Genomic DNA, 24799 nt, shown 5'->3' on the forward strand with positions numbered 1-24799 from the left:
AAGTCCCTCTGTCCTTTTCGTACCTCTTTGAGAACTTTATTCAGCTTTTTTGGCTAAAAATTAGGTTGTTTATTAATTTGTGATCAATATGTTAATACTTGGCGTATCTACGGCACTTATAATTTCATCGCAAAGTATGTAATGTTATGTAAAGTCAATTGAGCAACGTTTGCTAAAGTGCTTGAATAACATTCATAAATAGCATTAATCAGGTTTAAACATAATGTGGCAATATAAGCCATCTTTATTGGCAATAAGTATTATGCTGCTAAGTGGTTGTGCGAGTAACTTAAACCCGCAACTACGTGAGCAAGCACCGAATACACTCCCAGATCAGTGGCAACAAACAGCTGTTGAATCAGTAGTTGCTGTCAACGACACATGGTTTAATAAACTTGCTTCACCAACAGTAAAGCAGCTAGTTACTCAAGCGCTAAAAAACAATCAGCAACTATTGCAAAACCGTTTTGATGTAGAAATACAAAAACAGCAATTAATTGTCACCGGTGCCGCTTTATGGCCCAGTTTAGATATTTCAACGCGAGTAGGACGGAGCAAAGATAATCGTCCGGTTAGTTATAATAACTCAAGCTCTGTATCGTTAGAGTTAGGCTATGAAATTGATTTATGGGGTAAACTCTCTGATGCAAAGCGCAGAGACAACCTCAACTACCTTGCTCAGCAAGCTCGCTATGAGCAAACTAAACAACAGCTTATTGCAGATGTTATAACAAATTGGTTTAACTTAATCAGTGCAGAGCAATTACTTGATTTGTTTAAGCGCAGAGAAGCTAACGCCCAGCAAAACCTTGAGATTATTGAGTCGGGTTATCGCCAAGGTTTAAATGAAGCGTTAGATGTTTATTTAGCTCGCAATGAGTTAAACAATGAACGCTCCCGTATAGCAACCCAAAAAGCAAATTTGACTCAAGCTGCACGTAGCCTTGAGCGTTTATTGGGGGAGTATCCAAAAGGATTGATAGCAGCGAATAACGACCTACCTGTAATTAATGACGACATTCCTCTTGGTTTACCGTCGGAGCTTATTACTCGCAAACCTGCGTTGCGTGCTAGTTGGTATCAGTTATTAGCCAGCGACGCTTCGCTTGCGTATGCGCATAAACAGCGTTTTCCGAGTTTAAATTTAGCGGCAGGTTTAAGCGATAGCACTAACAGGGTAAGCGACTTATTTTCTGCTTCAAGTCTTGCGTGGTCACTTATTGGTAGCATTTCAGCGCCTATTTTTGACGCTGGGCGACTCGCTGCGAACGAGGAAATAGCCAGTTTACAAACGCAAAAGCAAGAGCAAGCCTATCTGCAATCTTTATATGATGCATTTGGTGATGTTGAAAATGCTATTACCCAACAACAATCTTTAAAGGCACGCTACCAAAGCACCTTGCAGGCACAAGAAAATGCCTTAGCAGCAGAGCAATTATCGTTTGAACAATATCAAAGTGGTTTAGTGAGCTACACCACCGTATTAGATGCACAAGCACGCTCGTTTGATGCACAAAGTTCACTGATTGAAATTAAAAACCAATTACTCACAAATCGCATTAAATTACATGTTGCTCTTGGGGGCGACTTTGCAAAATCAAGATCCGCACAGGATGAGCAAGCACTATGAAACTAAACAAACAAAAAATAATTGTTCCCGCTGCTATCATTATAGCGACCATTTTTTTGGTGATGTTTATTAAGGGAAACCCGCCTAAAGCATCACGTTTTTCAGCACCGCCAAAAGCAAAAATTAATGTAGCGGTAAAACCATTGCAGTTAATTGACTACCCCGTTGAAATTGATAGCTTTGGTACGGTTAAACCACGGACTCAAAGTATGTTGGTGGCTCAGGTTTCTGGGCTGATTATTGATATAAATGAGCAGTTCCGCGAAGGCGGCTTTTTTGAAAAAGGCGATGTGTTACTTCAGCTAGATGATCGCGATTTAAAAGCGGAAGTTAAATCAGCACAAGCTAATTTGCTCAATGCCGAGCAAAACTTATTAGAAGAGCAAGCACGAGGCCGACAAGCGCTTACTGATTGGCAACGTTTAGGCAATGAGTCTGAACCGAGTATTTTAGTACTTAGAAAGCCACAGCTAGCTGCAGCGCAAGCACAGGTTTTGTCAGCACAAGCACAATTGGAAAAAGCGCAACTAAATCTTGAACGTACTAAAATTAAAGCCCCTTATGCTGGGCGAGTATTAAACCGCAGCGTTGACTTAGGTCAGGTGGTATCTAACAATATGCAGTTAGCGACAATTTATGCAACCGACAGTGTTGAAATACGCTTACCGATAAAGAATAAAGATCTGCCTTTTATTAATTTACCTGAGCAATATCGAGATGGTGCTAAAAATCAGCGTGGCTCAGCGGTTAATTTCACTTCAGATTTAATTGGCGAGCAACAATGGCAAGGCCAACTTATTCGTACTGAGGGCGCAATAGATGAAAGTGCTCAGCAATTGTATGTGGTGGCTAAAATTAATGACCCTTATAAATCAACCAGTGATAATCAATACCCAGTAAAAATAGGACAATACGTTAAAGCTAAAATTAATGGCAAAGTCGCCTCTCAGGTACTCGTTATTCCCAATAGTGCGATATATCAAGGCAGTTATGTTTATGTGGTTGAAAATGGCACACTACAGCGTAAAAATATTGCTTTAGCGTGGCAAAATGCGCTGCAAGGCATTGTGAGTAAAGGTCTTGAAGCGGGTAGTCAATTAGTACTGACGCCACTGGGGCAAGTGAGTTCAGGTACGCCAGTGCAGATAATGGATGCGACTCCTAAAGCACAAAAAACAGGAGAGCAGCCATGATCGCTTGGTTTACTCGTAACCATGTGGCTGCCAACTTATTGCTAATTAGTATTGTGTTGGGCGGCCTATTCAGCCTGTCTTCTAAGTTACCGTTAGAGGTGTTTCCCTCGTTTGTTTCTGATCGTATAAATATTAGTGTGAGTTTACGTGGTTCAACCCCAGAAGATGCTGAAAAAGGGGTCACCATACGAATAGAAGAAGCATTACAAGATCTCGAAGGTATTAAACAAATATCGAGCCGCTCTTCTGAGGGGTCATCACAAGTAAGCGTTGAGGTTGATACTGGCTATGACGAGCGTGAATTGTTAGCGGATATAAAGAGCCGTGTCGATGCCATTAATACCTTTCCAGCCGATGCAGAAAAACCAGTAATAGGGTTAATCCAGCGTAAGCGTGAAGTAATAGCAGTCACTGTTTCAAGTGACTACAACGAAAAAGAAACCCTAGAATATGCAGAGCAAGTCCGTGATGAATTGCTGCGTATTCCGGCGATTACCCAAGTTGAACTTAGTGGCGTACGTAATTATGAGCTGGCAATCGAAGTAAGCCAAGATACGCTGCGCCAATACGATTTAACCTTGGCGCAAATATCCAGTGCCATTGCCAATTCAAGTTCTGATATTTCAGCGGGAAACCTTAAAACAGAGGGCGGCGATGTACTTATTCGCTCTAAAGGGCAAGCTTACCGCAAAGATGAATTTGCAAGCATTGTGATAAAAAATCAAGCCGATGGCACTATTATTCGCTTAAGTGATATTGCAACCATTAACGATGATTTTGAAGAAACCCCCGTGCGCACCCGCTTTAATGGCAAACAAGCCGCATTTATCGATGTGTACCGCATTGGTCCGCAAAGTGCGATAGAAGTGGCCGATGCAGTTAAAAACTATATTACCAGTGAGCAAGCTAATTTACCGCAAGGGTTTTATTTAAGCTATTGGGATGATGACTCTGAGGTAGTAAAAAGCCGTATTGCTACCCTAACTAGCAATGCTTTACAGGGCGGTATTTTGGTACTGGGGTTACTGACTTTATTTTTAAGACCTGCCATCGCGTTTTGGGTATTTATTGGTATTCCGGTTTCATTTATGGGCGCGTTTATGGCAATGGCCGCCTTTGGCGTGACCATAAATGTGATCAGCTTATTTGGTTTTATATTGGTGCTAGGGATTGTGGTGGACGATGCTATTGTTACCGGTGAAAACGTGTATACCCATTTAAAAACCGCCAAATCGGGCGAAGAGGCTGCTATAAAAGGAACTCAAGAAGTAGCCACGCCAGTTACATTTGGCGTGTTAACCACCGTGGCCGCTTTTTTACCGTTAGGTTTTATAGAAGGCGCGCGAGGCGCTATTTTTGCGCAAATTCCGGTGGTGGTTATTCCGGTATTATTGTTTTCATTGATTGAATCTAAATTTGTGCTGCCAGCGCATTTAAAATATATCAAACTGCGCCAGCAAAAAGGCAAAGGTTCTAAATTAGAGCAACTCCAACAACGTTTTGCTGATGGTTTTGAGCATGCCATTTTAAAATATTACCAACCCGTATTAGGGCTAGCGCTACGCAACAAACTGGCCACAGTCAGTTTATTTATGGGCGTGTTTTTAATTATTTTAACCATGATCACCAGTGGTTGGACTAAGTTTATTTTCTTCCCACGTATTCCCAGTGAAACAGTTCGGGTTAATTTAACTTTTCCTGCGGGAACACCGTTTGAAGTCACGAATAAATACATTATTGATATGTCAGATAAAGCCAGAGAGCTTCAGCGTAAGTATCAAGATGAAGAAACAGGGCAAAGTATTATCCTTAATATTTTAGCCAGCACTGGCGGGCGAGGCGGTGCGGCTAATTCGGGTAGTGTGCGCTTTGAAATCACCCCAGCAGAACAACGAGAGTCTGATATTGGTTCGCGTGAGTTGGTAAAAGAGTGGCGGCAATTAATAGGGGTGATCCCAGGGGCTGAAAGTCTCACATTTAGAGCAGAAATAGGTAGAAGCTCAAACCCAATTGATATTCAATTATCGGGTAATTCCATAACCACACTGCAAACAGTGGCTGAGCAAATTAAACAACGATTGGCCACTTATCCAAGCGTGTTTGATATTGCCGATAGCATGTCTGATGGTAAAGAAGAGCTACAAATAGAGCTAACAGAGCAAGGGCTTGCACTTGGATTAAATAGAGTTGATGTATCAAGACAAGTGCGTAACTCGTTTTTTGGTGTACAAGTACAGCGCATTCAACGCGGGCGTGATGATGTGCGCGTTATGGTGCGCTTACCTATAGATGAAAGACGCTCAGTTGCTGATTTAAAAGATATATTAATACAAACACCTAATGGTGGGCGAGTGCCGCTGTCACACGTGGCCACTTTAGTACCGGGTCAAAGCCCATCAACCATTACCCGTATTGATCGTTACCGTACTCTTAATGTGTCGGCGGATGTAGAAAAAACCGATACCAATATGACCGTGCTTCAAGCTGATTTAAAAACCTACTTAGATGAACTTGTGCAACAATACCCAGGTGTAAGCCATTCATTAGAAGGTGAAGCCAAAGAGCAGCGCGAATCGTTTGGTTCATTATTGTGGGGAATGGTATTTGTATTTTTTGTAATTTATGGGTTGCTCGCAATTCCCTTTAAATCGTACTTACAGCCACTGGTGGTGATGAGCATTATTCCTTTTGGCATGATTGGCGCAGTAATTGGCCATTGGATCATGACTATGGAGCTTACCATTATGAGTTTGCTGGGAATGCTCGCGTTAATTGGGGTCGTGGTGAACGACTCGTTAGTATTGGTTGATTTTATTAATAAAAAACGCAGTGAAGGGCTCGATTTAATGGAAGCTGTTAAAACCGCCGGCGTAGCGCGTTTTCGCCCGGTTATGCTAACTAGTTTAACCACCTTTATAGGCTTAATGCCGCTGCTGTTTGAAAAGGCGACTCAGGCGCAGTTTTTAATTCCTATGGCAGTAAGCCTAGGTTTTGGGATTATATTTGCGACTTTTATAACCTTATTATTTGTTCCCGTTAACTATATGCTGATGGAGCGCTTTCAAGGTTGGTTTAAGTAGTGTTAGGCATTAAAAAGACAAAGGGATAGGTGTTAGAAACAAGTTTAATATCGGGCTGTGGAGGCGCAGTTCGATATATTTAAAGACGAAAGATAGGGAATGTTTAGTTAAAAAGAAATGCTTGAGAACCTAGAACCTAAGCTATAAAGGAAGGTGTTCCCCGAGAATGCGGTGCCCGGTGTCAGTCCTGAAACCTTGAGGTTTCAGGGCGGAAATCTGCGGTTTACCGTAGGCTTCTCGGTACATGCCGAGCTTGCACAATAGTAAACGAACAAAAATCCTGGTATAAAATTTATCGGCTCAGGGACTTAACCAAGCTCCTGCACCCCAGGGAACAAATTTAGTATATAAGACATATTCCAATCCTTAAACCCCAATCGTAAAAAATTAAACTGTTCGCTCAGTTTTCCTGCAAATTTAATCTTATATTTACTTTTAAGATTGCTTTTTGAACTTAATCAGCTTTTCAATCGCTTGCTTTTGACCTCAGTCATAGAATTCATTGGAGTTGCTTTTTATCGAGTGGTAGCATTGCTTTAATTAGCAAAGCGAAGACGTCATTATGAATAACTTACCAGATTACGAAAAAGCCCAACTTCTTTTAGAGAAAAACGAAATATTTGTATCACCTGCTGAAGCGCATGGCGTTATTAGCGGCTTACTTGCTTGTGGGCTAAGCATTGACGATAAAGAATATTTAGGCTTACTGAGCGATGTATTTAATGATGGCGAGTCGTTTAGCAACGATTTAAAACAGTTTTTTGGCCAAATTTATCAACAAGTGGTTGAAAGTTTTAACAATGAAGAGTTTCAATTTGATTTGTTTTTACCGAGTGATGACGAAACACTCATCGATCAAGCCAATGGGCTCGTATCATGGGTAGCTGGGTTTATGCTGGGCTTTGGCTTAAAGCAAAAAGACTATGGCAAGCTGTCGGCAGATGTAAAAGAAGTGATTAGCGACTTTAGCGAAATTACGCGCCTTGATACAACCTTTGAAGAAACCGAAGAAGATAGCCAAGCACTACATGAAGTGATTGAGTACGTACGCGTATCGGCGTTACTGTGTTTTGCTGAACTTGGCAAAGAGCAAAACCCACAAAGCAACAAAAAAACACTGCATTAATTTAGTAATACAACAAAAGTAATGGGTTAGTTATTAATGGTTGAAATACAAAAGTCAGAGTTTAAAGCGCGCCGCGAGCGTTTATTGACGGCAATGGATAGCAACAGTATTGCGATAATTCCTGCTGCAACCGAGCTCACACGTAGCCGAGATACTCATTATCCGTTTAGACAAGACAGTGACTTTTTTTACTTAACTGGTTTTAACGAACCCGATGCGGTATTGGTGTTATGCAAAGACAGTGATACGCCTTCTATATTGTTTTGTTTAGATAAAGATAAACTTGCAGAGGTATGGCACGGCAGGCGCATTGGTTTTGAAAAAGCGCAAAGTGAATACTTATTCGACAAAACTTATGCATTAAGTGAACTAAACGAACAATTATTGAATTTGGTGAACGGCCAACAGATTTTATTTTATGCACAAGGGACGTATCCTGCCTTCGACGGCAAAGTATTTTCAATGCTTAATACTTTGCGTAGTGCCCCCAAAAAAGGCGATACAGCACCGAGTACCCTTAAAGATATTCGCCCGTTATTACATGAAATGCGCCTATTTAAATCGCCAAGCGAAATTAACATTATGCGTGAAGGCTGCGAAATAAGTGCCCGAGCACACATGCGTGCCATGCGCTTTTCCCACGTTGGCGCAACCGAGTTTCAATTAGAGGCAGAGCTTCATCATCACTATGCGATGAATGGGGCGCCACATCCAGCTTATGGCACCATTGTCGGTAGTGGCGATAACGCTAATATTTTGCACTACACCCAAAACAGCGATGTATTAAACAATGGCGACCTAGTGCTGATTGATTCAGGTTGTGAGCTACAAGGTTACGCAGCCGACATTACCCGTACTTTCCCCGTTAATGGTAAATTTAGCACCGAGCAAGCTGCGCTTTATAATATTGTACTCAAAGCGCAAGAAGTGGCATTTAGCGAAGTAAAGCCCGGTGGCTACTTATCGCAGGCTAATAAATTAGCTATGCAAGTGCTAACCCAAGGGTTACTCGATTTAGGTATTTTAACCGGCGATTTTGATGAGTTAATGGCGCAAGGTGCCTGTAAAGAATACTACATGCATGGTCTTGGCCATTGGTTAGGACTCGATGTTCATGATGTGGGCGATTACAAGGTTAATAACCAAGAGCGTGCTTTTGAACCGGGTATGGTACTGACCATTGAACCTGGGCTTTATATTAGTAAAGATTCAAACGCACCCAAAAAATACCAAGGTATAGGTATTCGTATTGAAGATAACTTATTAGTAACTGAGTCTGGTCACGAAAACTTAACGATTACCGTGCCTAAAAAAATTAGCGAAATAGAAGCGTTAATGCAAAGCGCTAAAAACGCATAAGCTTGGAGATAAAAGTGGCTAAGCAGTTTGATGTTGTAGTTATTGGCGGTGGTTTAGTGGGCGCAAGTTGCGCACTGAGTATAAGTAAAAAAAATCCCAGCCTACATATTGCCGTGGTTGAAGCAAACCAAGTAACCACAGATTATCACCCAAGTTTTGACGACAGAAGCATCGCACTTGCACAGCAGTCGGTGGAGTATTTACAAAGCCTCAATTTGTTTGAAATAAACGCTCCCTATGCGGCGGCCATAAAAAAAGTCAGTGTGTCAGACAAAGGGCACTTTGGTAAAACCCACATACAGTGTGATGAATTTGCAAAACCCTCATTAGGCTATGTGGTGGAGGTAAACCCATTTGGCAGAGCGCTGCATCAACGTTTAACGCAATCAAATATATCGCTTTTTTGCCCTAATAGCGTAACGGCGATAAAACAAAATGCCGAAAGTAATGAACTTACATTACAAAGTAGTGAAAAACTAAGCGCTAAGCTGTTAGTGATTGCCGACGGTGCACAATCGCCAACCCGTCACTTGCTAGGCTTAGGTTTCAATACCCAGCCTTATGAACAAGGCGCGATTATTGCCAATATAGAAGTGGCTGGTGGACACCATCATCAGGCGTTTGAGCGGTTTACCCAAAATGGCCCAATGGCTTTATTACCCATGAGTAATAACCGCTATTCGTTAGTATGGTGTATGCGCCAAGAACATATTGAGCAGTATATGGCATTAAGTGAATCAGACTTTTTAAGCGTACTGCAAGTCACCTTTGGTTATCGTGCTGGGCAGTTTATAAAAGTAGGGATGCGCGCCAGTTATCCACTGGTTTATGGGCAAATAGAATCGTTGACGGCGCACCGTACTGTGGTAATAGGTAACGCGGCACATGCAATTCACCCCATTGCAGGTCAAGGCTTTAATTTAGGGCTGCGCGACGTACAAGTGCTTAGTGACTTAATAGCAAACAGTGAACACGATTTAGGTAGTTATGCCTTTACTCGTCAATATTCAATTAAGCGCAGTGATGATATAAACACCGTGATGACATTGACCGATGCCTTGGTTCGACTTTTTTCAAACTCATCACGGGTGTTAGCGCTTGGTCGTAGTATTGGGCTATTTTCAATGGATTTATTCCCCGCATTCAAAGCCCCATTGGCTAAACAGTTAATGGGACAAGTTAAACAAGGTACACGTTTATGAAACAAGTACAGGTTTGTATAGTGGGTGGTGGCTGCGTAGGTTTAACGCTGGCGCTAGGGCTTGCTAAAGCAAATGTCAGCGTGGTTGTGTTAGATGCAGCGCCAACTCAAGCTCCACCGAGCGATGACTATGGTTTACGTGTAAGCGCATTGAGCATTGCCAGCCAAACATTGCTCGAGCAGTTAAATGTATGGCCACACATAATAGCTGAGCGTGCTTGTGCTTATACGCACATGGATGTACGCGATGCCGACAGCTTTGGAAAAATAGCTTTTAATAACGAGCAACTTGAGCTTGAGCATTTAGGCCACATTGTTGAAAACGATATTATTCGCTTTGCGCTAATAAAAGAGCTTGAGCAACAAAGTAATGCCACACTCATGTTTAATACCGAGTATCAGCAAATACACCAAAGCGAGTCTGATGTATTTATTAATTTAAAAACTGGCGAACCTATTATTGCTAAGTTGCTGGTGGCGGCTGATGGGGCAAATTCAGCGATTCGTAAACAGTTTAATATGGCGCTGAGCTTTAAAGATTACGATCACCATGCGTTAGTAGCGACAGTTAAAACCAAAGAGTCACATACAAATACCGCACGCCAAGTGTTTTTACCAACGGGGCCGCTAGCTTTTTTACCATTGAGCGATGAGCATACTCATTCAATTGTGTGGTCTACCAGCCCGAATCATTGTGATGAATTGTTAGCAATGGACGACACCACTTTTAATAAAGCAGTTATGGCTGCCATAGATGGCCAATGCGGTTTATGTGAAGTGCAAAGTAAGCGCGTCGCGTTTCCACTTAAAATGCGTTACGCCCAACAATGGGTTAATGGCAAGGTGGTGTTAATGGGCGATGCAGCGCATACCATTCATCCATTGGCAGGGCTGGGTATGAATCTGGGCCTAAAAGACGCCGCTTATTTAATTGAGCTACTAAGTCAAGACGCCAAAGAATTTGCAAGTACGCGCACACTGCGTGATTACGAGCGCACCCGTAAGCTCGACGCACAAAAACACATTGCCATGATGCAAGGGCTAAAAGAGTTATTTGAAGGCGCAAACCCAGTTAAAAAGCTGATTCGTGGGGTAGGGCTTTCGTTAGTTGATAACTTGGGCCCAATCAAACACCTATTCGCCAAAGAAGCGATAGGGAAGTGATAAAGACAAGCGGTCAGTTTCTAGCTGTCAGCTTTCAGTAAAATAAAAACCGATGTTTAGTTTAAGCATCGGTTTTTTTATAGGCTAATGCTTTCTTTAGTGTATGCGTACAGCTTGCTGACACGACAAGCGAAGCTCGTAATGCTTTAAATTAATGAGCTACAAATTCTCTTTTGCTTCATTCACCATATCTTGTAGTGCATCAACTAACAATGGGTCACGCGAGTTCTGTTTAGCAAGTTCTAGTGCGTGTTTCATACTAGTGAATGCCTCTTTGAACTGTTTATTAGCCGTGTAGCCTTGCGATAATCGCATGTGAGAGTAAGCAGCATTAGGGTAATCGTTAGTAAAGTGTTTTAGTGTTGAAATAGCTTTTTTAGTGTTACCAAACTCTTGTTGGCTGTGGGCAAATTCTACGTACACATCTTGTGGAATTTTAAGCTCAAATCCGTACTTATCACTAAGTGCTTGGTAGTAACCGGTAATCAATGATACATCTGCAAATTTTCCGTGCTCGTCAGTCACTTTAAATATTAGGTCGCTAAATAAGTGAATTAGGCTATCGCTAAGTGCTGGAAGTATGGTGCCCATATGAGTAAAAGTGGGATAATGCTTATATTTCCATTTTAGCTGCGTGGGCATTTGTTGCTCTAAATTTACTAAAGTATTTAATACGCCGGTATAAAAGCGTGCGCCTTCACTTGCAACACTAATAAATAACGCTTGAGCGCCTTTGGGGTTTTTAGTGTATTTAATAATATTACTTTTTAACTCTTCATCACTCCACCAACTATTTGGGCTTATAGCGATGTAGTTGTTAAATAGTGCCGGTTGATTAACTAAAGTATAAAGTGCTAATGTACCAGCATTAGAATGACCAATTAAGGTGTTGTAACCATTAGTTGGGTAGTTGCTATTTATATAGGGCATGAGCTCATCAGACACAAACTTTAAAAAATTATCGGTTTGCCCTGCGTCAGGCCATTTATTTTTAACAAAGGTTTGAAACTCCGTTTTAGGCTCACCTTGTACTTTAGGTAAGTAATCACGAACGCGGTTGGTTGTATCAATAGCAACAAGCATTGCATTAGGTATCTGCTCGTAATCAATGAGGGATTTTATAACGCCAGACGCCGTATGAAAGTGCTCAATACCATCAAGTAAATAAATAACATAGAGCGGCTGATCGTCTTTTACATTGTCAGGTATGAATATTCTGATAGGTCTGTCTTCGTTAAGTATTTTTGATTGTAGAATGACCTTTTTACCCACGGTTATGTCGGTTGTAGCGGTGTCTGCATAGCTTAAAATAGGTGTACTAAAAGTAAGTATTAACACAAGCGATAGTAAAAGCTTCATAAATATCCTTATTAAATAATGTGTTGCTCAATAATTGCACGGCTTTAGGTTTGAGTAAATGTTTATATTTTAGAAGCAAATGTAGAGCTTAAATAATTTAAAGCTATGCTTTTCAAGCTCGGCGTCTACCTCGTAAATATTAAACACTTATCTTGATTTTACTTATTGATATAAAGGGAGCATCCAATAATCTCTTCCCGAACCCCGAACCCCGAACCCCGAACCCCGAACCCTTTAACGCTTATCTATTAAAGCTTAAAAATCTACTTGCTTAATTATCCTACTAAGCGTAAAATGCGCGCTCATTTCGGCTTTTAAACTATTAATTCCTTGCCTTAAACCGACCGGCCGAAACGGTAGAAGGCTCTATTAACCGTAAGGAATATCCATGCGTCATTACGAAATCGTATTCATGGTTCACCCTGATCAGAGTGAGCAAGTATCTGGTATGATCGAACGTTATACTGGTTCTATCACTGAAGCAGGTGGTACTATCCACCGTCTTGAAGACTGGGGCCGTCGTCAACTGGCTTACCCAATCAACAAGCTTCATAAAGCTCATTATGTTCTTATGAACGTTGAAGCACCAACTGAAGTAATCAGCGAGCTAGAAACTACTTTCCGCTACAACGATGCAGTGCTTCGTAACTTAGTTATGCGTACTAAAAACGCTGTAACTGAAGCGTCTCCTCTTGTAAGAGAAGAGAAGAAAGAAGCACCAGCTGCTTAATTGTTTTGAGTCCTAGCATGGCACGTAGTCAGCAGTTACTATAATGGTTAGCCCATATACGAATCAGCTGGTTATATCGGGGGTTGTTTGTAAAACACCCAAGTTTAGCCAAAGCCCCGCGGGCATACCGCATTGTATTTTTGTTGTAGAACATAAATCAATGCAAGTTGAAGCAGATCTTAACCGTAATAGTTATGTGAGGCTTCAGGTAGTTGCCAGTGGTAAGCAAATGCAACAACAGACTCAACATTTGCACGTTGGGCAGGCATTGCAAGTGAGTGGTTTTTTAAATCGCCACGAAGGTCGTAACGGCCTTAGCCAATTGGTTTTGCATGCTCAGCATATAGAAAGAATTATTTGAGGAATTAATCTCATGGCACGTTATTTCAGACGTCGTAAGTTCTGCCGCTTTAAAGCGGAAGGCGTACAACAAATCGATTACAAAGATCTAGCTACTCTTAGAAACTATGTTACAGAAAGTGGCAAAATCGTACCTAGCCGTATCACAGGTACTAGCGCTAAATACCAGCGCCAGCTAGCAACTGCTATTAAGCGTGCTCGCTACTTAGCCCTTCTTCCATACACTGACTTACATAAGTAAGCAGCGGATTAACACGTTTTTAAAAGGTGTAGAAACATGCAAGTTATTCTACTAGATAAGATCGCTAACCTAGGTGGCCTAGGTGACCAGGTTGTTGTTAAATCTGGCTTCGCACGTAACTTCCTTTTCCCACAAGGTAAGGCAGTTCCTGCAACTAAAGCAAACATTGAAACGTTTGACGCACGTCGCGCAGAACTAGAAGCAAAAATCGCTGAACAGTTAACTGCAGCACAAGCACGCGCTGACAAACTTGAAGCATTAGCAGAAGTTACATTAGTATCTAAAGCTGGTGACGAAGGTAAATTATTCGGTTCAATCGGTACTCGTGACATCGCTGACGCTATCTCAGCTGTTGGTGTTGAAGTTGCTAAATCAGAAGTTCGTTTACCTCTAGGTACTATCCGTGAGACTGGCGAATTTGACGTTGCAATCGCAGTACACTCAGACGTAACAGCTACTATTAAAGTAATCGTTATTGCTGAAGCTTAATTTTTAAAATTAAGTTAAAAAAAAACCGTGCTTTGCACGGTTTTTTTGTATCTAAAATTTATAACCCAAAGTAATAAATTGTTTGTTGTGGATTAAATCAAACACTTTTCTAAGTTAAACCTTTATTTTCAAAAAAAATTTTATTTCATTTAAACCTTTCTATTTCTCCTCGCGTCTAATAAGTTAAATTGCAATTACATAATTATAAACAGGAAAAATTTGCGATGTTAATGGACGCTAATCAGCCAATAACTGATCAAGTGCAGCAAATGCTTATTGATCAAGTTAAAAACGGCGACCAGTTAGCCTATAAAGCGCTCTATGACATGCATAAAGCAAAAGTTTATGGCTTATGCCTGAGGCTAATTGCCGATGAGGGGCATGCGCAAGATGCAACTCAAGAAGTATTTGTACAGGTATGGCACAAAATAGCGCAATTTGATGGGCGTTCGCAATTTTCTACCTGGCTTTACAGTGTCACCAGTAATATTGCTATTAGCTATGTGCGTAAGCAAAAACATTGGCTTAATAAAGTTATTAGCTTTGAACAAAGCGGTATGGATGAGCAATCTGCAAATGACTGCAATGGCTTAAATAGCTTAGATAAATTAATCGTTAGGCTGCCTGAGCGCGCAAGAATGGTATTTGTACTGTATGCCGTTGAAGGTTATAGGCATGAAGAAATAGCAACCTTGCTAGGCATGGCTGTAGGCTCTAGTAAGGCGCAATATCATCGTGCAAGGCAATTATTAAAACAGTGGTACGAAAATGAGTAAAACAAATTTTGATGACTACTTAAATGAGTCGCTAACACAATTAAATAAAAATATAACACCCGATAAAGAGCTCTGGGATGGGATTGAGCGCGCCATAATGACTAATAAGCAGGCAAGTACAGTTAAGAGTGTAGTTTGGCCGAAGCTAACTGCTATTGCGGCATGTTGTGTGGCTGCTTTGGTTAGCACTATGGTGTTTTTTACATCTCCAGAGACAAATACCGCTGTGGCGATGAGTGATTTTTTTACTAAGCAAAAACAAAGTTTACTTGTTCAATACCAAAGCCAAGCGGCACTAACAGATAACTGGCAAGTGCAGCTACAAGAACTTGAAGATGCTGAGCAGGCTATAAAGCAAACACTTGAAAATGAACCACAAAATAAGGCGCTACTGTCTATGTTAGCGCAAGTATATCAACAACAGCTCGACTTAATTAACAAGGTGCATGCACCGCGTTGGCAACAAATCTAGGAGAAATAAATGAAAGCAATAATACTTGGAATCGCTTTATTACCAATGGCTGTATTTGCCGGTGAAAAAATAGAACAACAAATTGAAGTACCAAACGGTGGCGTTATTCATATAGAAAATCAGCGCGGCAATGTAAATATTATGGGCTGGGAGAAAAATCAATTTAAAGTGAGCGGCGAGCTTGATGATAAAGCACAAGGCTACACTCTTAAAACACAGGGTAATAAAACTCAGTTTATTGTAAAAATGCCTGATCTTTCAAACTGGGATAATAACAATAATGGCTCAACGCTAACTATTTTCATGCCGCAAAGCAGTGCGCTGGAGTATGTTGGGGTTAACGCTTCGGTAACTGCAAAAGAGTTAAAAAGAGGCACTGAAATTGATGTAGTCAATGGCGCCATTACAGTAAATGATCTTAACGGCGATATTAAGCTTACTAGTGTTAACGGTGACATCAACGCAAAAAACCTCAGTGGTAAAGTGCAATTTGAAACTGTAAATGGCGCAATTGATGATCAGCAATCTAACGGAGAAGTTCGTTTTAATGCGGTTAATGGGAATATAAAATCAAACTCGACTGCCAATGATATTCGCTTAGAAAACGTAAACGGTGATATCAATCTTACCTTCGATGCAATCAAAGAGTTACAAATAAGCACTGTAAATGGCGAAGTTGAAGTGCGTATTAATCGCCTTTTAAGTGATGCTGATGTAAGTTTTGAATCTGTAAGTGGCAATGCTGAGTTTTACTTTCCAGCTGATTTATCGGCACAATTTGAAGTGCAAGCCCATGCCGGCGGTAAAATTGACAACCAGCTAACGAGCGACCAAGTGCAAAAAGCCAAATATGGCCCAGCAAGTGGAATTAAGTTTAATACTAATGGCACCGATGCCAGTGTAGAAATGAATACCATAAGTGGGACGATTGGACTTAAGCGTCAATAATCATCCATTTTATTTTAAGTTACAAAAAGCAGGAAAGATTTCCTGCTTTGCTATTTGCACAGCCCCGCCAAGTCGATAGAATAGAGCCATTCAATTTTAGTACTGTGAAGTTATGGCCAAACCAGATAAGCAAGTCGACACTCTTAAAGTTCCTCCCCATTCAATAGAAGCTGAACAATCTGTTTTAGGTGGTTTAATGCTTGATAATCAAGCATTTGATCGCGTAGCTGAACTTGTTGTGTCACAGGACTTTTATACCCGTACCCATAAGCTTATTTTTGAGGCAATGACAGCACTGGCTGAAATTGGCGATCCGATTGATTTAATTACTATTTCTGAAAGTTTAGAAAAAAATAATCAGCTTTCAGGGATTGGTGGCTTTGCGTATTTAGCCGAAATAGCTAAAAACACCCCAAGTGCTGCTAATATTGATGCTTACGCTAGCATTGTACGCGAACGTGCAGTTGTGCGTGAAATGATTGGTGTCGCCAATGAAATTGCTGAGGCAGGCTTTAACCCAGAAGGGCGCACAAGTCACGATTTACTCGACTTTGCTGAGAGCAAAGTATTTAAAATTGCTGAGCAACGTACAAAAAGTAGTGATGGCCCGCAAAGCATTCACAACATACTTGAAAAAACCGTTGATAAAATAGAAGAGCTTTATCAGTCACCACAAGATGGTGTTACCGGTGTAAGCACAGGTTACGCTGATTTAGATAAAATGACGACTGGTCTGCAGCCCTCAGATTTAATTATTGTAGCAGCACGTCCATCGATGGGTAAAACTACCTTTGCGATGAACCTTGCTGAGCATGCAGCAATGACCCAAGACAAGCCTGTACTTATCTACTCACTAGAGATGCCCTCTGAACAAATTATGATGAGGATGCTGGCGTCCCTTGGCCGAATTAACCAAACCAAAGTACGTACTGGTCAGCTAGATGACGATGACTGGGCGCGCCTTTCATCAACCATGGGGTTACTCATGGAAAAAGGCAAAATGTATGTTGATGACGCCTCAGGCTTAACACCCACTGATGTACGTTCACGTGCACGTCGTATTGCCCGCGATCATGGTGGTATTAGTATGATCATGGTCGATTACCTACAATTAATGCGCGTACCTAGCTTGTCAGATAATCGTACCTTAGAAATTGCCGAAATTTCACGTTCACTTAAAGCATTAGCAAAAGAATTACAGTGTCCGGTTGTTGCACTATCGCAGCTTAACCGTACCCTAGAGCAACGTGCTGATAAACGCCCAATTAACTCAGATTTGCGTGAGTCGGGCTCTATTGAGCAAGATGCCGATTTAATCATGTTTATTTATCGTGACGAAGTATACAACGAAGACAGTACTGATAAAGGTGTTGCAGAAATTATCATCGGTAAACAGCGTAACGGTCCGATTGGTAAAGTGCGCCTAACCTTCCAAGGTCAATTCTCTCGCTTTGATAATTACGCGGGGCCTGCTGTAGATGATGATTACTAATGCGCTTAGCTATTGCCGAAATTAACTTACAAGCACTTGCTCATAATTTAGCGCAAGTGCGACAGTTTGCGCCTAACAGTAAAGTTATGGCGGTATTAAAAGCCAATGCTTATGGCCATGGTTTAGTAAAAATAGCGCAGCACCTTAATGATGCCGACGCATTTGCAGTGGCACGAATAGATGAAGCGCTCGCACTGCGAGCAGGCGGGCTGACCAAGCCTATTGTGTTGTTGGAAGGTTTTTTCCATCAAGATGACTTGCCGATTTTATTAGCCAATAATTTTCAAACCATAATCCATGATGAAAACCAGCTCAGAGCACTTGAAAATGCAAAGCTCGATGCACCAATCAGTTGCTGGTTAAAAATTAATACGGGTATGCATCGTTTAGGGGTTGCACCGACGCAATTGAATGATTTTTATCAGCGCTTGCAAGCGACTGATAACGCTAAAGATACAATCAATTTAATGACGCACTTTTCCAGTGCCGATGATGTTAATGATCCCAAAACAGCTGAGCAAATTGCTTTGTTTGATTCATTAGTGCAAGGCAAACAACAAGCACATTGTTTAGCAAATTCGGCCGGTATTATTGCTTGGCCTGCCGGTCATGGCGAGTGGGTGCGTCCAGGCTTGATGATGTATGGTGTATCACCAATGCTTAACACTTCAGGCAAAGATCATCAGCTTAAGCCGGTGATGCGTTTAACCACTAAGGTCATTGCAATTCGCGATGTTGATGCTGCGCAAGGTGTTGGTTATGGTGGTAGTTGGCAAAGTGCTCAGCCAACTAAGCTTGCAGTGGTTGCTATGGGCTATGGTGATGGTTATCCGCGTCATGCTAAACATGGTACCCCAGTAGTGATTGCTGGCAAACGTTATGGTATTGCTGGCAACATCTCTATGGATATGATCAGTGTTGATATTGGTGAAAATGCTGATGGCATCAAAGTCGGCGATGAGGTAGTAATGTGGGGCCCTGAGTTGCCGGTAGAAGAAATTGCACAATGTGCTGATACTATATCTTACGAGTTATTGTGTAATATTACACCGCGCGTAAGTTATGAGTACCAGCGCTAATATTTATTTTAAAAATACCCATTAAGTTTACATTGCTAGAATGATCGTGATGCTCACTTAATCGGTATCGTTACTCTTTTATAAAGTAAATATCGCTAAAGCCCATGCGAGCAAATTCTTGATCACGAAAGTTACGCACAGCCGATGACCCTTTAGAGGTCATTTCAATTTGGCGTACCATGTTTAAGTAGTTAGTTAAATCGATACCTTCGGCAGCCGCAATAGCCTGATACATATCGTGGTATTTATCTTTGGCGAAGTTAATTTCGCGCGGTTGATTTTTAAAAGTGTAGGTAATTCTGCGTGCCATAATGAGCTCATTTAAATTGAGTGTTAGTGTAATTTTACACTGTATTTAAGTTGCGTTGAATGATTAGTTGAAATCAAATAATTAAAAAGGTGAGTTTGAAATGAAATTATCAGTAGAGATCAGTAAATACCCGCTCCACCAAGATTACATTCCTTTTATTAAAGGCTTTATCGACAGAGTTAATGCCTACGAAGAACTCAAAGTGATCACTAATACTATGTCGACCCAAATATTTGGTGATTATGACCTAGTTATGCAAGTGATCAGCACAGAAATTAAACATTCATATGAGCAATTTGGTAAAGCTATATTTGTGTGTAAATTTATTTCGGGCGATTTATCTCCCGAATAACCTCTTAACAAACACGGTCGTTTTATAATGATGGATTTTGTAACGCAAATACTCAGTGGTTTTACTGCTATGTCGCATTGGGAATATATTGCGGTTGCTTTGTCGATGGCGTATTTATTACTGGCCATTAAAGAGAACTTATGGTGCTGGCCTGCGGCTTTTTTTAGTACGCTTATTTATACCATTATGTATTGGAATGGCGCGCTGCTAATGGAGTCGTTACTAAACTTTTATTATATGTATATGGCGGTGTTTGGTTGGGTCGTGTGGCGCAAAGGCAAGGCTAATCAAGCGCAGCGACTAATTACATCCTGGCCGGTAAACCGACATATTATTTTAATTGTACTGACTGCATTAGTGTCATTAGCAATTGGCTATGTAATGCAAAACTATACGCATGCAGATTTTGCGTATCTTGATAGTTTCACAACTTGCTTTGCTGTGGTTACTACGTATCTGGTAGCTAAAAAAGTACTAGAAAATTGGCTCTATTGGATAGTCATTGATGCGGCCTCTATGTATTTATACTACGAAAAAGGCTATTACCCAACCCTTGTTTTATTTGTATTTTATACCGTTATGGCAGCATGGGGATTTAAAACGTGGTACGAAGAATACGAGCAAAGCCAAGCCAAGCCCATGGCGCAACTTTAATCTATGAATCAGCATTCTCAGTTAGTTAATATTTGTAGCGCGTTTTTAGTACCGAGCACAATAACCTCAACAGAGTATTTGGTTAACGGTTTAAGCAACGATAACTTTTTGATCCGTACTGACAGCCAAGCTTATTTATTAAAGTGTTATAAAGCGTATTGGCCACAAGTAGGGTTACATGCCCAATATGAGCTCAGTAAACAACAAGTTTGCTCTGCTCCCATCTGGCTTGATAAGCAAAATAAGCGCGCAGCTTTTAACTATATTGATGGCGACGTCGCTCAGTCTTATTTGGCGATGCCGCTACTGACTAAACTTGTTAAGCTACATGCGTATACAACTAATAATGAGGCAATGAATATAGCTTTGGAATTGCAAGCCTATCAGCATTTATTAGTGTTTAAACAGTATGAAAAGCTCATAAACAAGACATTAAAAAGCATAGCCAACATGCCCGTAGATAGCGGCTTTTGCCATAACGACTTAGTCAAAGAAAATATCGTGGTAAACCCGCAAGGCGTTTATTTAATCGATTTTGAGTATGCTCAAGCAAATGATGTGTATTTTGATCTTGCTGCGTTAGCGGTTAGTTTTAAATTAGATGCTTCAGGCAAGCAGGCTCTGCTTAACAATTACAAAACGCACACCCTATCAGAACAATTTTATTTATCTATGCATAAACTCAATTGCTATCAGTTAGTTTACTTACTGTTATGTATAGGTTGGTATGAGCAACGCGCTATAAACAATCAGGTTGTTGTATTGCGCGCGCAACTGGACGAGCTTATTGCTTTAATGGAGGGTTAAAGTCCGCCAAAGCGTTCCGCAAGCTCTTTGTATTTTGCTACTTCATCAGCGTCAAATTGCATTTCGCCGTTATCATCTTCTGATTTAGCGATTAATAGGCTTTCTCGAGCAAGGCGTTTAACGCGCTCTGCTTTTACACCTAAAAATTCAGCAACTTGCTCTGTTGACATTAACTTCATAATTACTTCCTCGTGTTTAATCTTTCCGTTCAGTGACAATAATAGATAATATGTGTCTAAAGCGTTACTGTTTTTTTATAGAATATAAACAAATAGCGCTTTTTTTACCTTTTGTGAAGTGATTAGTTTAAATTATAGACATGTAAACGAATCATGCTGGCATTTATACAAAGATGCCTTTATTATTGCGCATGCTAAAGCATTGATATCGCGAGTTGATGTGGCGGCAACAAATGTGCTCTCGTGGTGAAATGGATATCACGTGGCCCTCCGGAGGCTAAGTTGTAGGTTCGATCCCTACCGAGAGCGCCATTTGCGTTTAAAGTATCATTTCCTGTTTCTTCCTCAAAATACCTACAATTATTTAAATTAGTCCGCTGCCTTACATTATTTAATTTTTGATAATAAAATATGTAGCAATCTATTTTATACCTTTAGGCGTATATTCATTGATGAGCTTATGGTTTATTCTTGCTAGCGCGTATAATTATTGATGTTAATCATTTATTATTACCCTGAACTCAAAAGCTAGACTTTTATAGCTAAATAATGCTATTTAAAGTATATATTCATTAATTATAGAAACCCTCATTTTTATGCTAATCACCTTACCTATATCAGAACTCGTTCCAGGCATGTACGTAAATAGCGTTACTAAGCAGCAGGAGAGTGTGGATGGCATAAAAATTAAAACCAGTGGTTTGGTTCGTGATAAATCAATCATTCAGCGTTTAATTACCGAAGGGGTGCTTGAGCTTCTCATCGACTTTACAAAAAGTGATGTCGCCGTACCAGCTAAATACAAAGAAAAACAAAAACCACAAGCTCCTGTAGCTAAGCAAGATAAGCCAGTTAAGGCAAAGGTTGCTATAAGCTTAGAGCAAGAGTTTGCAAAAGCCAGTGTGAGTTATGATGCGCACAACAGAAAACTACAAAGTATTTTTGGTGATTTAACATCAGGTTTGTCACTTAATATTGAAGCGCTCAATGAAATAAGTAATGAAATAGTGAGCTCTGTATTTCGTAATGAACACGCTATGACTATTTTAACTCGGATCAAAGATAAGCACAGTTACAACTGGCGTCATATGATCAACTGCACCATTTTTACAGCGGTGTTTGCTAAATACTTAGGTTATAAACGCGCTGTTGTGCAAGAGCTTGCAATGGGGGCTTTAATGCATGACTTAGGTCAGGCTAAGTTACCGCAAGGGATATTTTCCAAACCAGGAAAAGTCACAGGTAACGAAATGACGGCAATAAAAAAGCATGTCGCACAAAGCTTAGGATTGTTAAAAGGCGGAAAAGGTATTACGCCTTTAATGCTTGATATGATTGTAAATCATCATGAGCGTCTTGATGGTTCAGGCTATCCAAGAGGTGTAGATGGAAGCAAATTAAGCCGCCCAGCTCGGATCATTGCGATTGTAGACGTATACGATGCATTGACAGCAGATAGACCGCATCAAGAGGGTGATGAGCCAATTAATGCGCTTCGCTATTTGTTAGCTAACAAACAGCTGTTTGATGCAGAGTTAGTACAGTTATTTATTAAGTGTTTAGGTGTACACCCAGTAGGAACTATTGTTAAGTTAACCAATGAGCGATTAGCGTTGGTGCTAGAGGGCAATCATTCAAACCCTATCAAACCTAAAGTGAAGCTTTTTTACAACGCTAAACATAACCATCATGTTACCGCAAAAGATATAGATTTAAGCTTAAATAATAACGAGATAAAAATACAGGCAAGTGTTAAACCTGCTGATTATAAGATTAATTTGCCTCGGCTTTTAAAAGAGCATTTACTGCTTTAGCGTTACATCTTCTTTTTTCGTTTGTTTTAACAGAAATATAGCCACCCAAAAAACAACTTCCTATCAGCGTTAACCACAGTAATGTGCCTAATTCTACATGCAGCGCTAAGCAACAAAAAACCAAAGAAATAATCGCCATGGCAATGGCTGCGAGCCAATATTGATTGACAGGATTGTCACATTTCCCAGCACGCGTACACGCGCAATAATTTGCCTTATAAAAGAAATAAACACTAATGCCGCAAAAAATAAGCCCAGCAAGAATAAGTAAAATGATCACAGTTTTCTCCCTTTGTGATTTTAATTGCAGTGTAAATTGCAAAGTATTTTAAGTCAATGCAAATAAGAATTAATCTCATTAGAGTATATACTCTAATACCACACTTCTTGTCCGATGAGTTTTAAATAGTTGTTAAATTGTCGTTAAAAAACGTGTTTTTTGGCTTTTTTTAACGTTTTAGTAAGGTTTTTTATAAAAAATTAAGGTAGGGTACGCAGGTTTGAAACTCTAATAACAACACACATAGCTATCCAAACAGTAAGTTTGGCTAAGGACACAACAATGAAATTTACTAAAACTCTTATTGCGGCATCGCTGGCATTTGTTTCAGCTGATACTTTTGCAGCGGCTTTTCAGCTTGCTGAGCAAAACGTATCTGGTTTAGGCCGCGCATACGCAGGTGAAGCGTCTGTAGCAGACGATGCGTCTGTGGTTGCACGTAACCCAGCATTAATGACGTTGTTTAAAGAGAAGCAACTTAGTGTTGCAGCTATTGCTGTAATTCCAGATGTGAGTTTAGAAGGAACCGGTAACGGATATGGTTTCGATAATAGCGTATTAAATGATGACAGTATCGCTCCTAGTGCGATTATTCCGGCTGCTTATTTCACTATGCCTGTAAACGATAAAGTATCGGTTGGTTTTGGCGCGTTTTCTAACTTTGGCCTTGCTACTGAGTTTAACGATGATTACGCAGCTGGCCAAATTGCCGGTGAAACTGAAATTGTTACTGTAAACATGAACGCAAGTGTTGCTTATAAAGTATCAGAGCAGTTTAGTTTTGGTATTGGTCTAAATGCAATTTATGCAGAAGCGAAGATTATCCGTAAGTTTGGTGTAGTGCCTCCTGTAAACCCTGCTATTGCTTCTATTCCTGCAAGTGCTGATGCGGTTAACCTTGAAGGTGATGATATGGGCTACGGCTTAAACGTTGGCTTAATGTATCAGCTAGATGAAAATAGCCGCTTTGGTTTTAACTACCGTACAGAAACAGATATTACTTTTGAAGGTGAATACTCGAATGAACTACCTTCATTTATTCCTGGTGGATTAAACGGACAGCTTGAATTACCGGGCTCTGTTGAAATTACATTACCAGCAATTGCTGAGTTCTCAGGCTCTCATCAGTTAGACGAGAAATTAGGCTTACACTACAGTGTACTATGGACCGGTTGGAGCAGCTTTGATTCGTTAGAGGCGCAAGTAACGAGTCCAACGGGTGATAAGTTTAGCGCATTTGAAAAAACAGAAGATTTCTCTGATGCAATGCGCTACTCGATAGGTGCTGATTACCAATATAGCGAAAACCTGTTATTGCGTGCTGGTTTTGCCTTTGATGAGTCGCCTGTATCACAGAAGCATCTATCAATTTCTATCCCTGATACAGACCGCTTTTGGTTCTCTTTTGGTGGTAATTACGCGATTGATAAAAACTCGAATGTTGATTTAGGTGTGAGCGTATTACGTGGTAAAACACAAACTTTCACTGAAACAGTAGAAAGTGACACTTTACCTCAGCAATGGTCTTTTGAATCTAAAGGTCACGCTGTACTAGTTGGCGCTCAGTACAACTACACGTTCTAATGCTGCCTAGAGCCTAGAGCCTAGAGCCTAGAGCCTAGACACAAAAAAGCCGCTTACTTCAAATGAAGTAAGCGGCTTTTTTTATACTTATAAATTAACTGTTTACGAATAGCATAAGCC

At 40.6% G+C, this 24799-nt stretch carries 25 protein-coding genes, 1 tRNA gene and 1 other RNA gene; 22 read left to right on the plus strand and 5 right to left on the minus strand.

Annotation, left to right across the window (positions count from 1 at the left end):
* Positions 1–223 precede the first annotated feature (223 nt).
* Genes KK487_RS03080 through KK487_RS03090 form a run of 3 tightly spaced genes read left to right on the plus strand, consistent with a single transcriptional unit; the run spans position 224 to position 5903 of the window.
* Positions 224–1630 carry a TolC family protein gene (locus tag KK487_RS03080; protein WP_036956073.1) on the plus strand — a complete coding sequence of 469 codons (1407 nt, stop codon included), beginning with the start codon at positions 224–226 and terminating at the stop codon, positions 1628–1630.
* On the plus strand, positions 1627–2823 hold the full coding sequence (locus tag KK487_RS03085) for an efflux RND transporter periplasmic adaptor subunit (RefSeq protein WP_013464147.1): 1197 nt from the start codon (positions 1627–1629) through the stop codon (positions 2821–2823). The genes KK487_RS03080 and KK487_RS03085 overlap by 4 nt, the downstream gene beginning before the upstream one ends.
* Entirely contained in the window at positions 2820–5903 is a 3084-nt protein-coding gene (locus KK487_RS03090) for an efflux RND transporter permease subunit (protein ID WP_016900630.1), read from the plus strand. Before KK487_RS03085 ends, KK487_RS03090 begins: the two co-directional genes overlap by 4 nt.
* A gap of 153 nt (positions 5904–6056) precedes the next feature.
* Here the strand turns inward: KK487_RS03090 and ssrS are convergent.
* Positions 6057–6240, minus strand: a non-coding RNA gene (gene ssrS, locus KK487_RS03095) — 6S RNA.
* A 225-nt stretch (positions 6241–6465) separates the two neighbouring features.
* Between ssrS and KK487_RS03100 the strand changes: the two genes are divergently transcribed.
* The 4 genes from KK487_RS03100 to KK487_RS03115 are packed head-to-tail and all read left to right on the plus strand — an operon-like array spanning position 6466 to position 10753.
* Positions 6466–7029, plus strand: coding sequence for a UPF0149 family protein (locus KK487_RS03100; RefSeq protein WP_008110427.1), 564 nt, complete (start codon positions 6466–6468; stop codon positions 7027–7029).
* A gap of 36 nt (positions 7030–7065) precedes the next feature.
* On the plus strand, positions 7066–8388 hold the full coding sequence (gene pepP, locus KK487_RS03105) for a Xaa-Pro aminopeptidase (RefSeq protein WP_128583169.1): 1323 nt from the start codon (positions 7066–7068) through the stop codon (positions 8386–8388).
* A gap of 14 nt (positions 8389–8402) precedes the next feature.
* Positions 8403–9590, plus strand: a complete 1188-nt coding sequence (gene ubiH / locus KK487_RS03110; RefSeq protein ID WP_128583192.1) for a 2-octaprenyl-6-methoxyphenyl hydroxylase — start codon at positions 8403–8405, stop codon at positions 9588–9590.
* Positions 9587–10753 carry an FAD-dependent monooxygenase gene (locus tag KK487_RS03115; RefSeq protein ID WP_128583170.1) on the plus strand — a complete coding sequence of 389 codons (1167 nt, stop codon included), beginning with the start codon at positions 9587–9589 and terminating at the stop codon, positions 10751–10753. Before ubiH ends, KK487_RS03115 begins: the two co-directional genes overlap by 4 nt.
* Before the next feature lie 159 nt (positions 10754–10912).
* Here the strand turns inward: KK487_RS03115 and KK487_RS03120 are convergent, their stop codons facing one another.
* Positions 10913–12112: an alpha/beta hydrolase-fold protein gene (locus tag KK487_RS03120; protein ID WP_128583171.1), complete on the minus strand. Its 1200-nt coding sequence runs from the start codon at positions 12110–12112 to the stop codon at positions 10913–10915.
* 388 nt (positions 12113–12500) lie between these two features.
* On the opposite strand from KK487_RS03120, the gene rpsF reads away from it, so the two are divergent.
* The 9 genes from rpsF (at position 12501) to alr (ending at position 18699) form a co-directional block, all read left to right on the plus strand.
* The gene (rpsF, locus tag KK487_RS03125; protein ID WP_008110420.1) at positions 12501–12842 is read left to right on the plus strand and encodes a 30S ribosomal protein S6; all 342 of its coding nucleotides are present in this window, start codon (positions 12501–12503) and stop codon (positions 12840–12842) included.
* Positions 12843–12885: 43 nt separating this feature from the next.
* Complete coding sequence (priB, locus tag KK487_RS03130; RefSeq protein ID WP_008466122.1) at positions 12886–13203, plus strand: primosomal replication protein N; 318 nt, start codon at positions 12886–12888, stop codon at positions 13201–13203.
* 12 nt (positions 13204–13215) lie between these two features.
* A complete protein-coding gene (gene rpsR, locus KK487_RS03135; RefSeq protein ID WP_002962753.1) occupies positions 13216–13443 on the plus strand; it encodes a 30S ribosomal protein S18 in 228 nt (75 codons plus the stop codon).
* A gap of 36 nt (positions 13444–13479) precedes the next feature.
* Positions 13480–13932 carry a 50S ribosomal protein L9 gene (gene rplI / locus KK487_RS03140; protein WP_008110407.1) on the plus strand — a complete coding sequence of 151 codons (453 nt, stop codon included), beginning with the start codon at positions 13480–13482 and terminating at the stop codon, positions 13930–13932.
* Positions 13933–14156: 224 nt separating this feature from the next.
* Positions 14157–14708 carry an RNA polymerase sigma factor gene (locus tag KK487_RS03145; RefSeq protein ID WP_024601518.1) on the plus strand — a complete coding sequence of 184 codons (552 nt, stop codon included), beginning with the start codon at positions 14157–14159 and terminating at the stop codon, positions 14706–14708.
* A complete protein-coding gene (locus KK487_RS03150) occupies positions 14701–15180 on the plus strand; it encodes a hypothetical protein (RefSeq protein ID WP_016900128.1) in 480 nt (159 codons plus the stop codon). The genes KK487_RS03145 and KK487_RS03150 overlap by 8 nt, the downstream gene beginning before the upstream one ends.
* Before the next feature lie 9 nt (positions 15181–15189).
* On the plus strand, positions 15190–16128 hold the full coding sequence (locus KK487_RS03155; RefSeq protein ID WP_024601519.1) for a DUF4097 family beta strand repeat-containing protein: 939 nt from the start codon (positions 15190–15192) through the stop codon (positions 16126–16128).
* Between the two features lie 112 nt (positions 16129–16240).
* Positions 16241–17620, plus strand: coding sequence for a replicative DNA helicase (gene dnaB / locus KK487_RS03160; protein ID WP_016900130.1), 1380 nt, complete (start codon positions 16241–16243; stop codon positions 17618–17620).
* Positions 17620–18699: an alanine racemase gene (gene alr, locus KK487_RS03165; protein ID WP_013464157.1), complete on the plus strand. Its 1080-nt coding sequence runs from the start codon at positions 17620–17622 to the stop codon at positions 18697–18699. The genes dnaB and alr overlap by 1 nt, the downstream gene beginning before the upstream one ends.
* 70 nt (positions 18700–18769) lie before the next feature.
* Here the strand turns inward: alr and KK487_RS03170 are convergent, their stop codons facing one another.
* Positions 18770–19009, minus strand: coding sequence for a DUF2960 domain-containing protein (locus tag KK487_RS03170; protein WP_004588463.1), 240 nt, complete (start codon positions 19007–19009; stop codon positions 18770–18772).
* Between the two features lie 100 nt (positions 19010–19109).
* Here KK487_RS03170 and KK487_RS03175 point away from each other — a divergent pair, with 100 nt between their 5' ends.
* Genes KK487_RS03175 through KK487_RS03185 form a run of 3 tightly spaced genes read left to right on the plus strand, consistent with a single transcriptional unit; the run spans position 19110 to position 20822 of the window.
* Positions 19110–19361, plus strand: a complete 252-nt coding sequence (locus KK487_RS03175; RefSeq protein WP_008110382.1) for a hypothetical protein — start codon at positions 19110–19112, stop codon at positions 19359–19361.
* 30 nt (positions 19362–19391) lie between these two features.
* Entirely contained in the window at positions 19392–20015 is a 624-nt protein-coding gene (pnuC, locus tag KK487_RS03180; RefSeq protein WP_076922065.1) for a nicotinamide riboside transporter PnuC, read from the plus strand.
* Between the two features lie 3 nt (positions 20016–20018).
* A complete protein-coding gene (locus tag KK487_RS03185; protein WP_128583172.1) occupies positions 20019–20822 on the plus strand; it encodes a phosphotransferase family protein in 804 nt (267 codons plus the stop codon).
* On the opposite strand, the gene KK487_RS03190 is transcribed toward KK487_RS03185, so the two are convergent.
* The gene (locus KK487_RS03190) at positions 20819–21001 is read right to left on the minus strand and encodes a hypothetical protein (protein ID WP_008110377.1); all 183 of its coding nucleotides are present in this window, start codon (positions 20999–21001) and stop codon (positions 20819–20821) included. The two genes, KK487_RS03185 and KK487_RS03190, sit on opposite strands and share 4 nt — an antisense overlap.
* 237 nt (positions 21002–21238) lie before the next feature.
* Between KK487_RS03190 and KK487_RS03195 the strand changes: the two genes are divergently transcribed.
* Both KK487_RS03195 and KK487_RS03200 read left to right on the plus strand, forming a co-directional pair.
* Positions 21239–21313: transfer RNA gene (locus KK487_RS03195), tRNA-Arg, on the plus strand.
* Positions 21314–21597: 284 nt separating this feature from the next.
* Complete coding sequence (locus tag KK487_RS03200) at positions 21598–22815, plus strand: cyclic di-GMP phosphodiesterase (RefSeq protein WP_013464161.1); 1218 nt, start codon at positions 21598–21600, stop codon at positions 22813–22815.
* On the opposite strand, the gene KK487_RS03205 is transcribed toward KK487_RS03200, so the two are convergent.
* On the minus strand, positions 22775–23095 hold the full coding sequence (locus tag KK487_RS03205) for a hypothetical protein (protein ID WP_164907907.1): 321 nt from the start codon (positions 23093–23095) through the stop codon (positions 22775–22777). The two genes, KK487_RS03200 and KK487_RS03205, sit on opposite strands and share 41 nt — an antisense overlap.
* Before the next feature lie 282 nt (positions 23096–23377).
* Between KK487_RS03205 and KK487_RS03210 the strand changes: the two genes are divergently transcribed.
* Positions 23378–24679 (plus strand): outer membrane protein transport protein, encoded by a 1302-nt coding sequence (locus tag KK487_RS03210; protein WP_128583173.1) that lies wholly within the window; start codon positions 23378–23380, stop codon positions 24677–24679.
* The last annotated feature ends 120 nt before the right edge of the window (positions 24680–24799 follow it).

This window comes from Pseudoalteromonas sp. SiA1, assembly GCF_018732205.1.
In the GTDB taxonomy this organism is placed as follows: domain Bacteria; phylum Pseudomonadota; class Gammaproteobacteria; order Enterobacterales; family Alteromonadaceae; genus Pseudoalteromonas; species Pseudoalteromonas tetraodonis.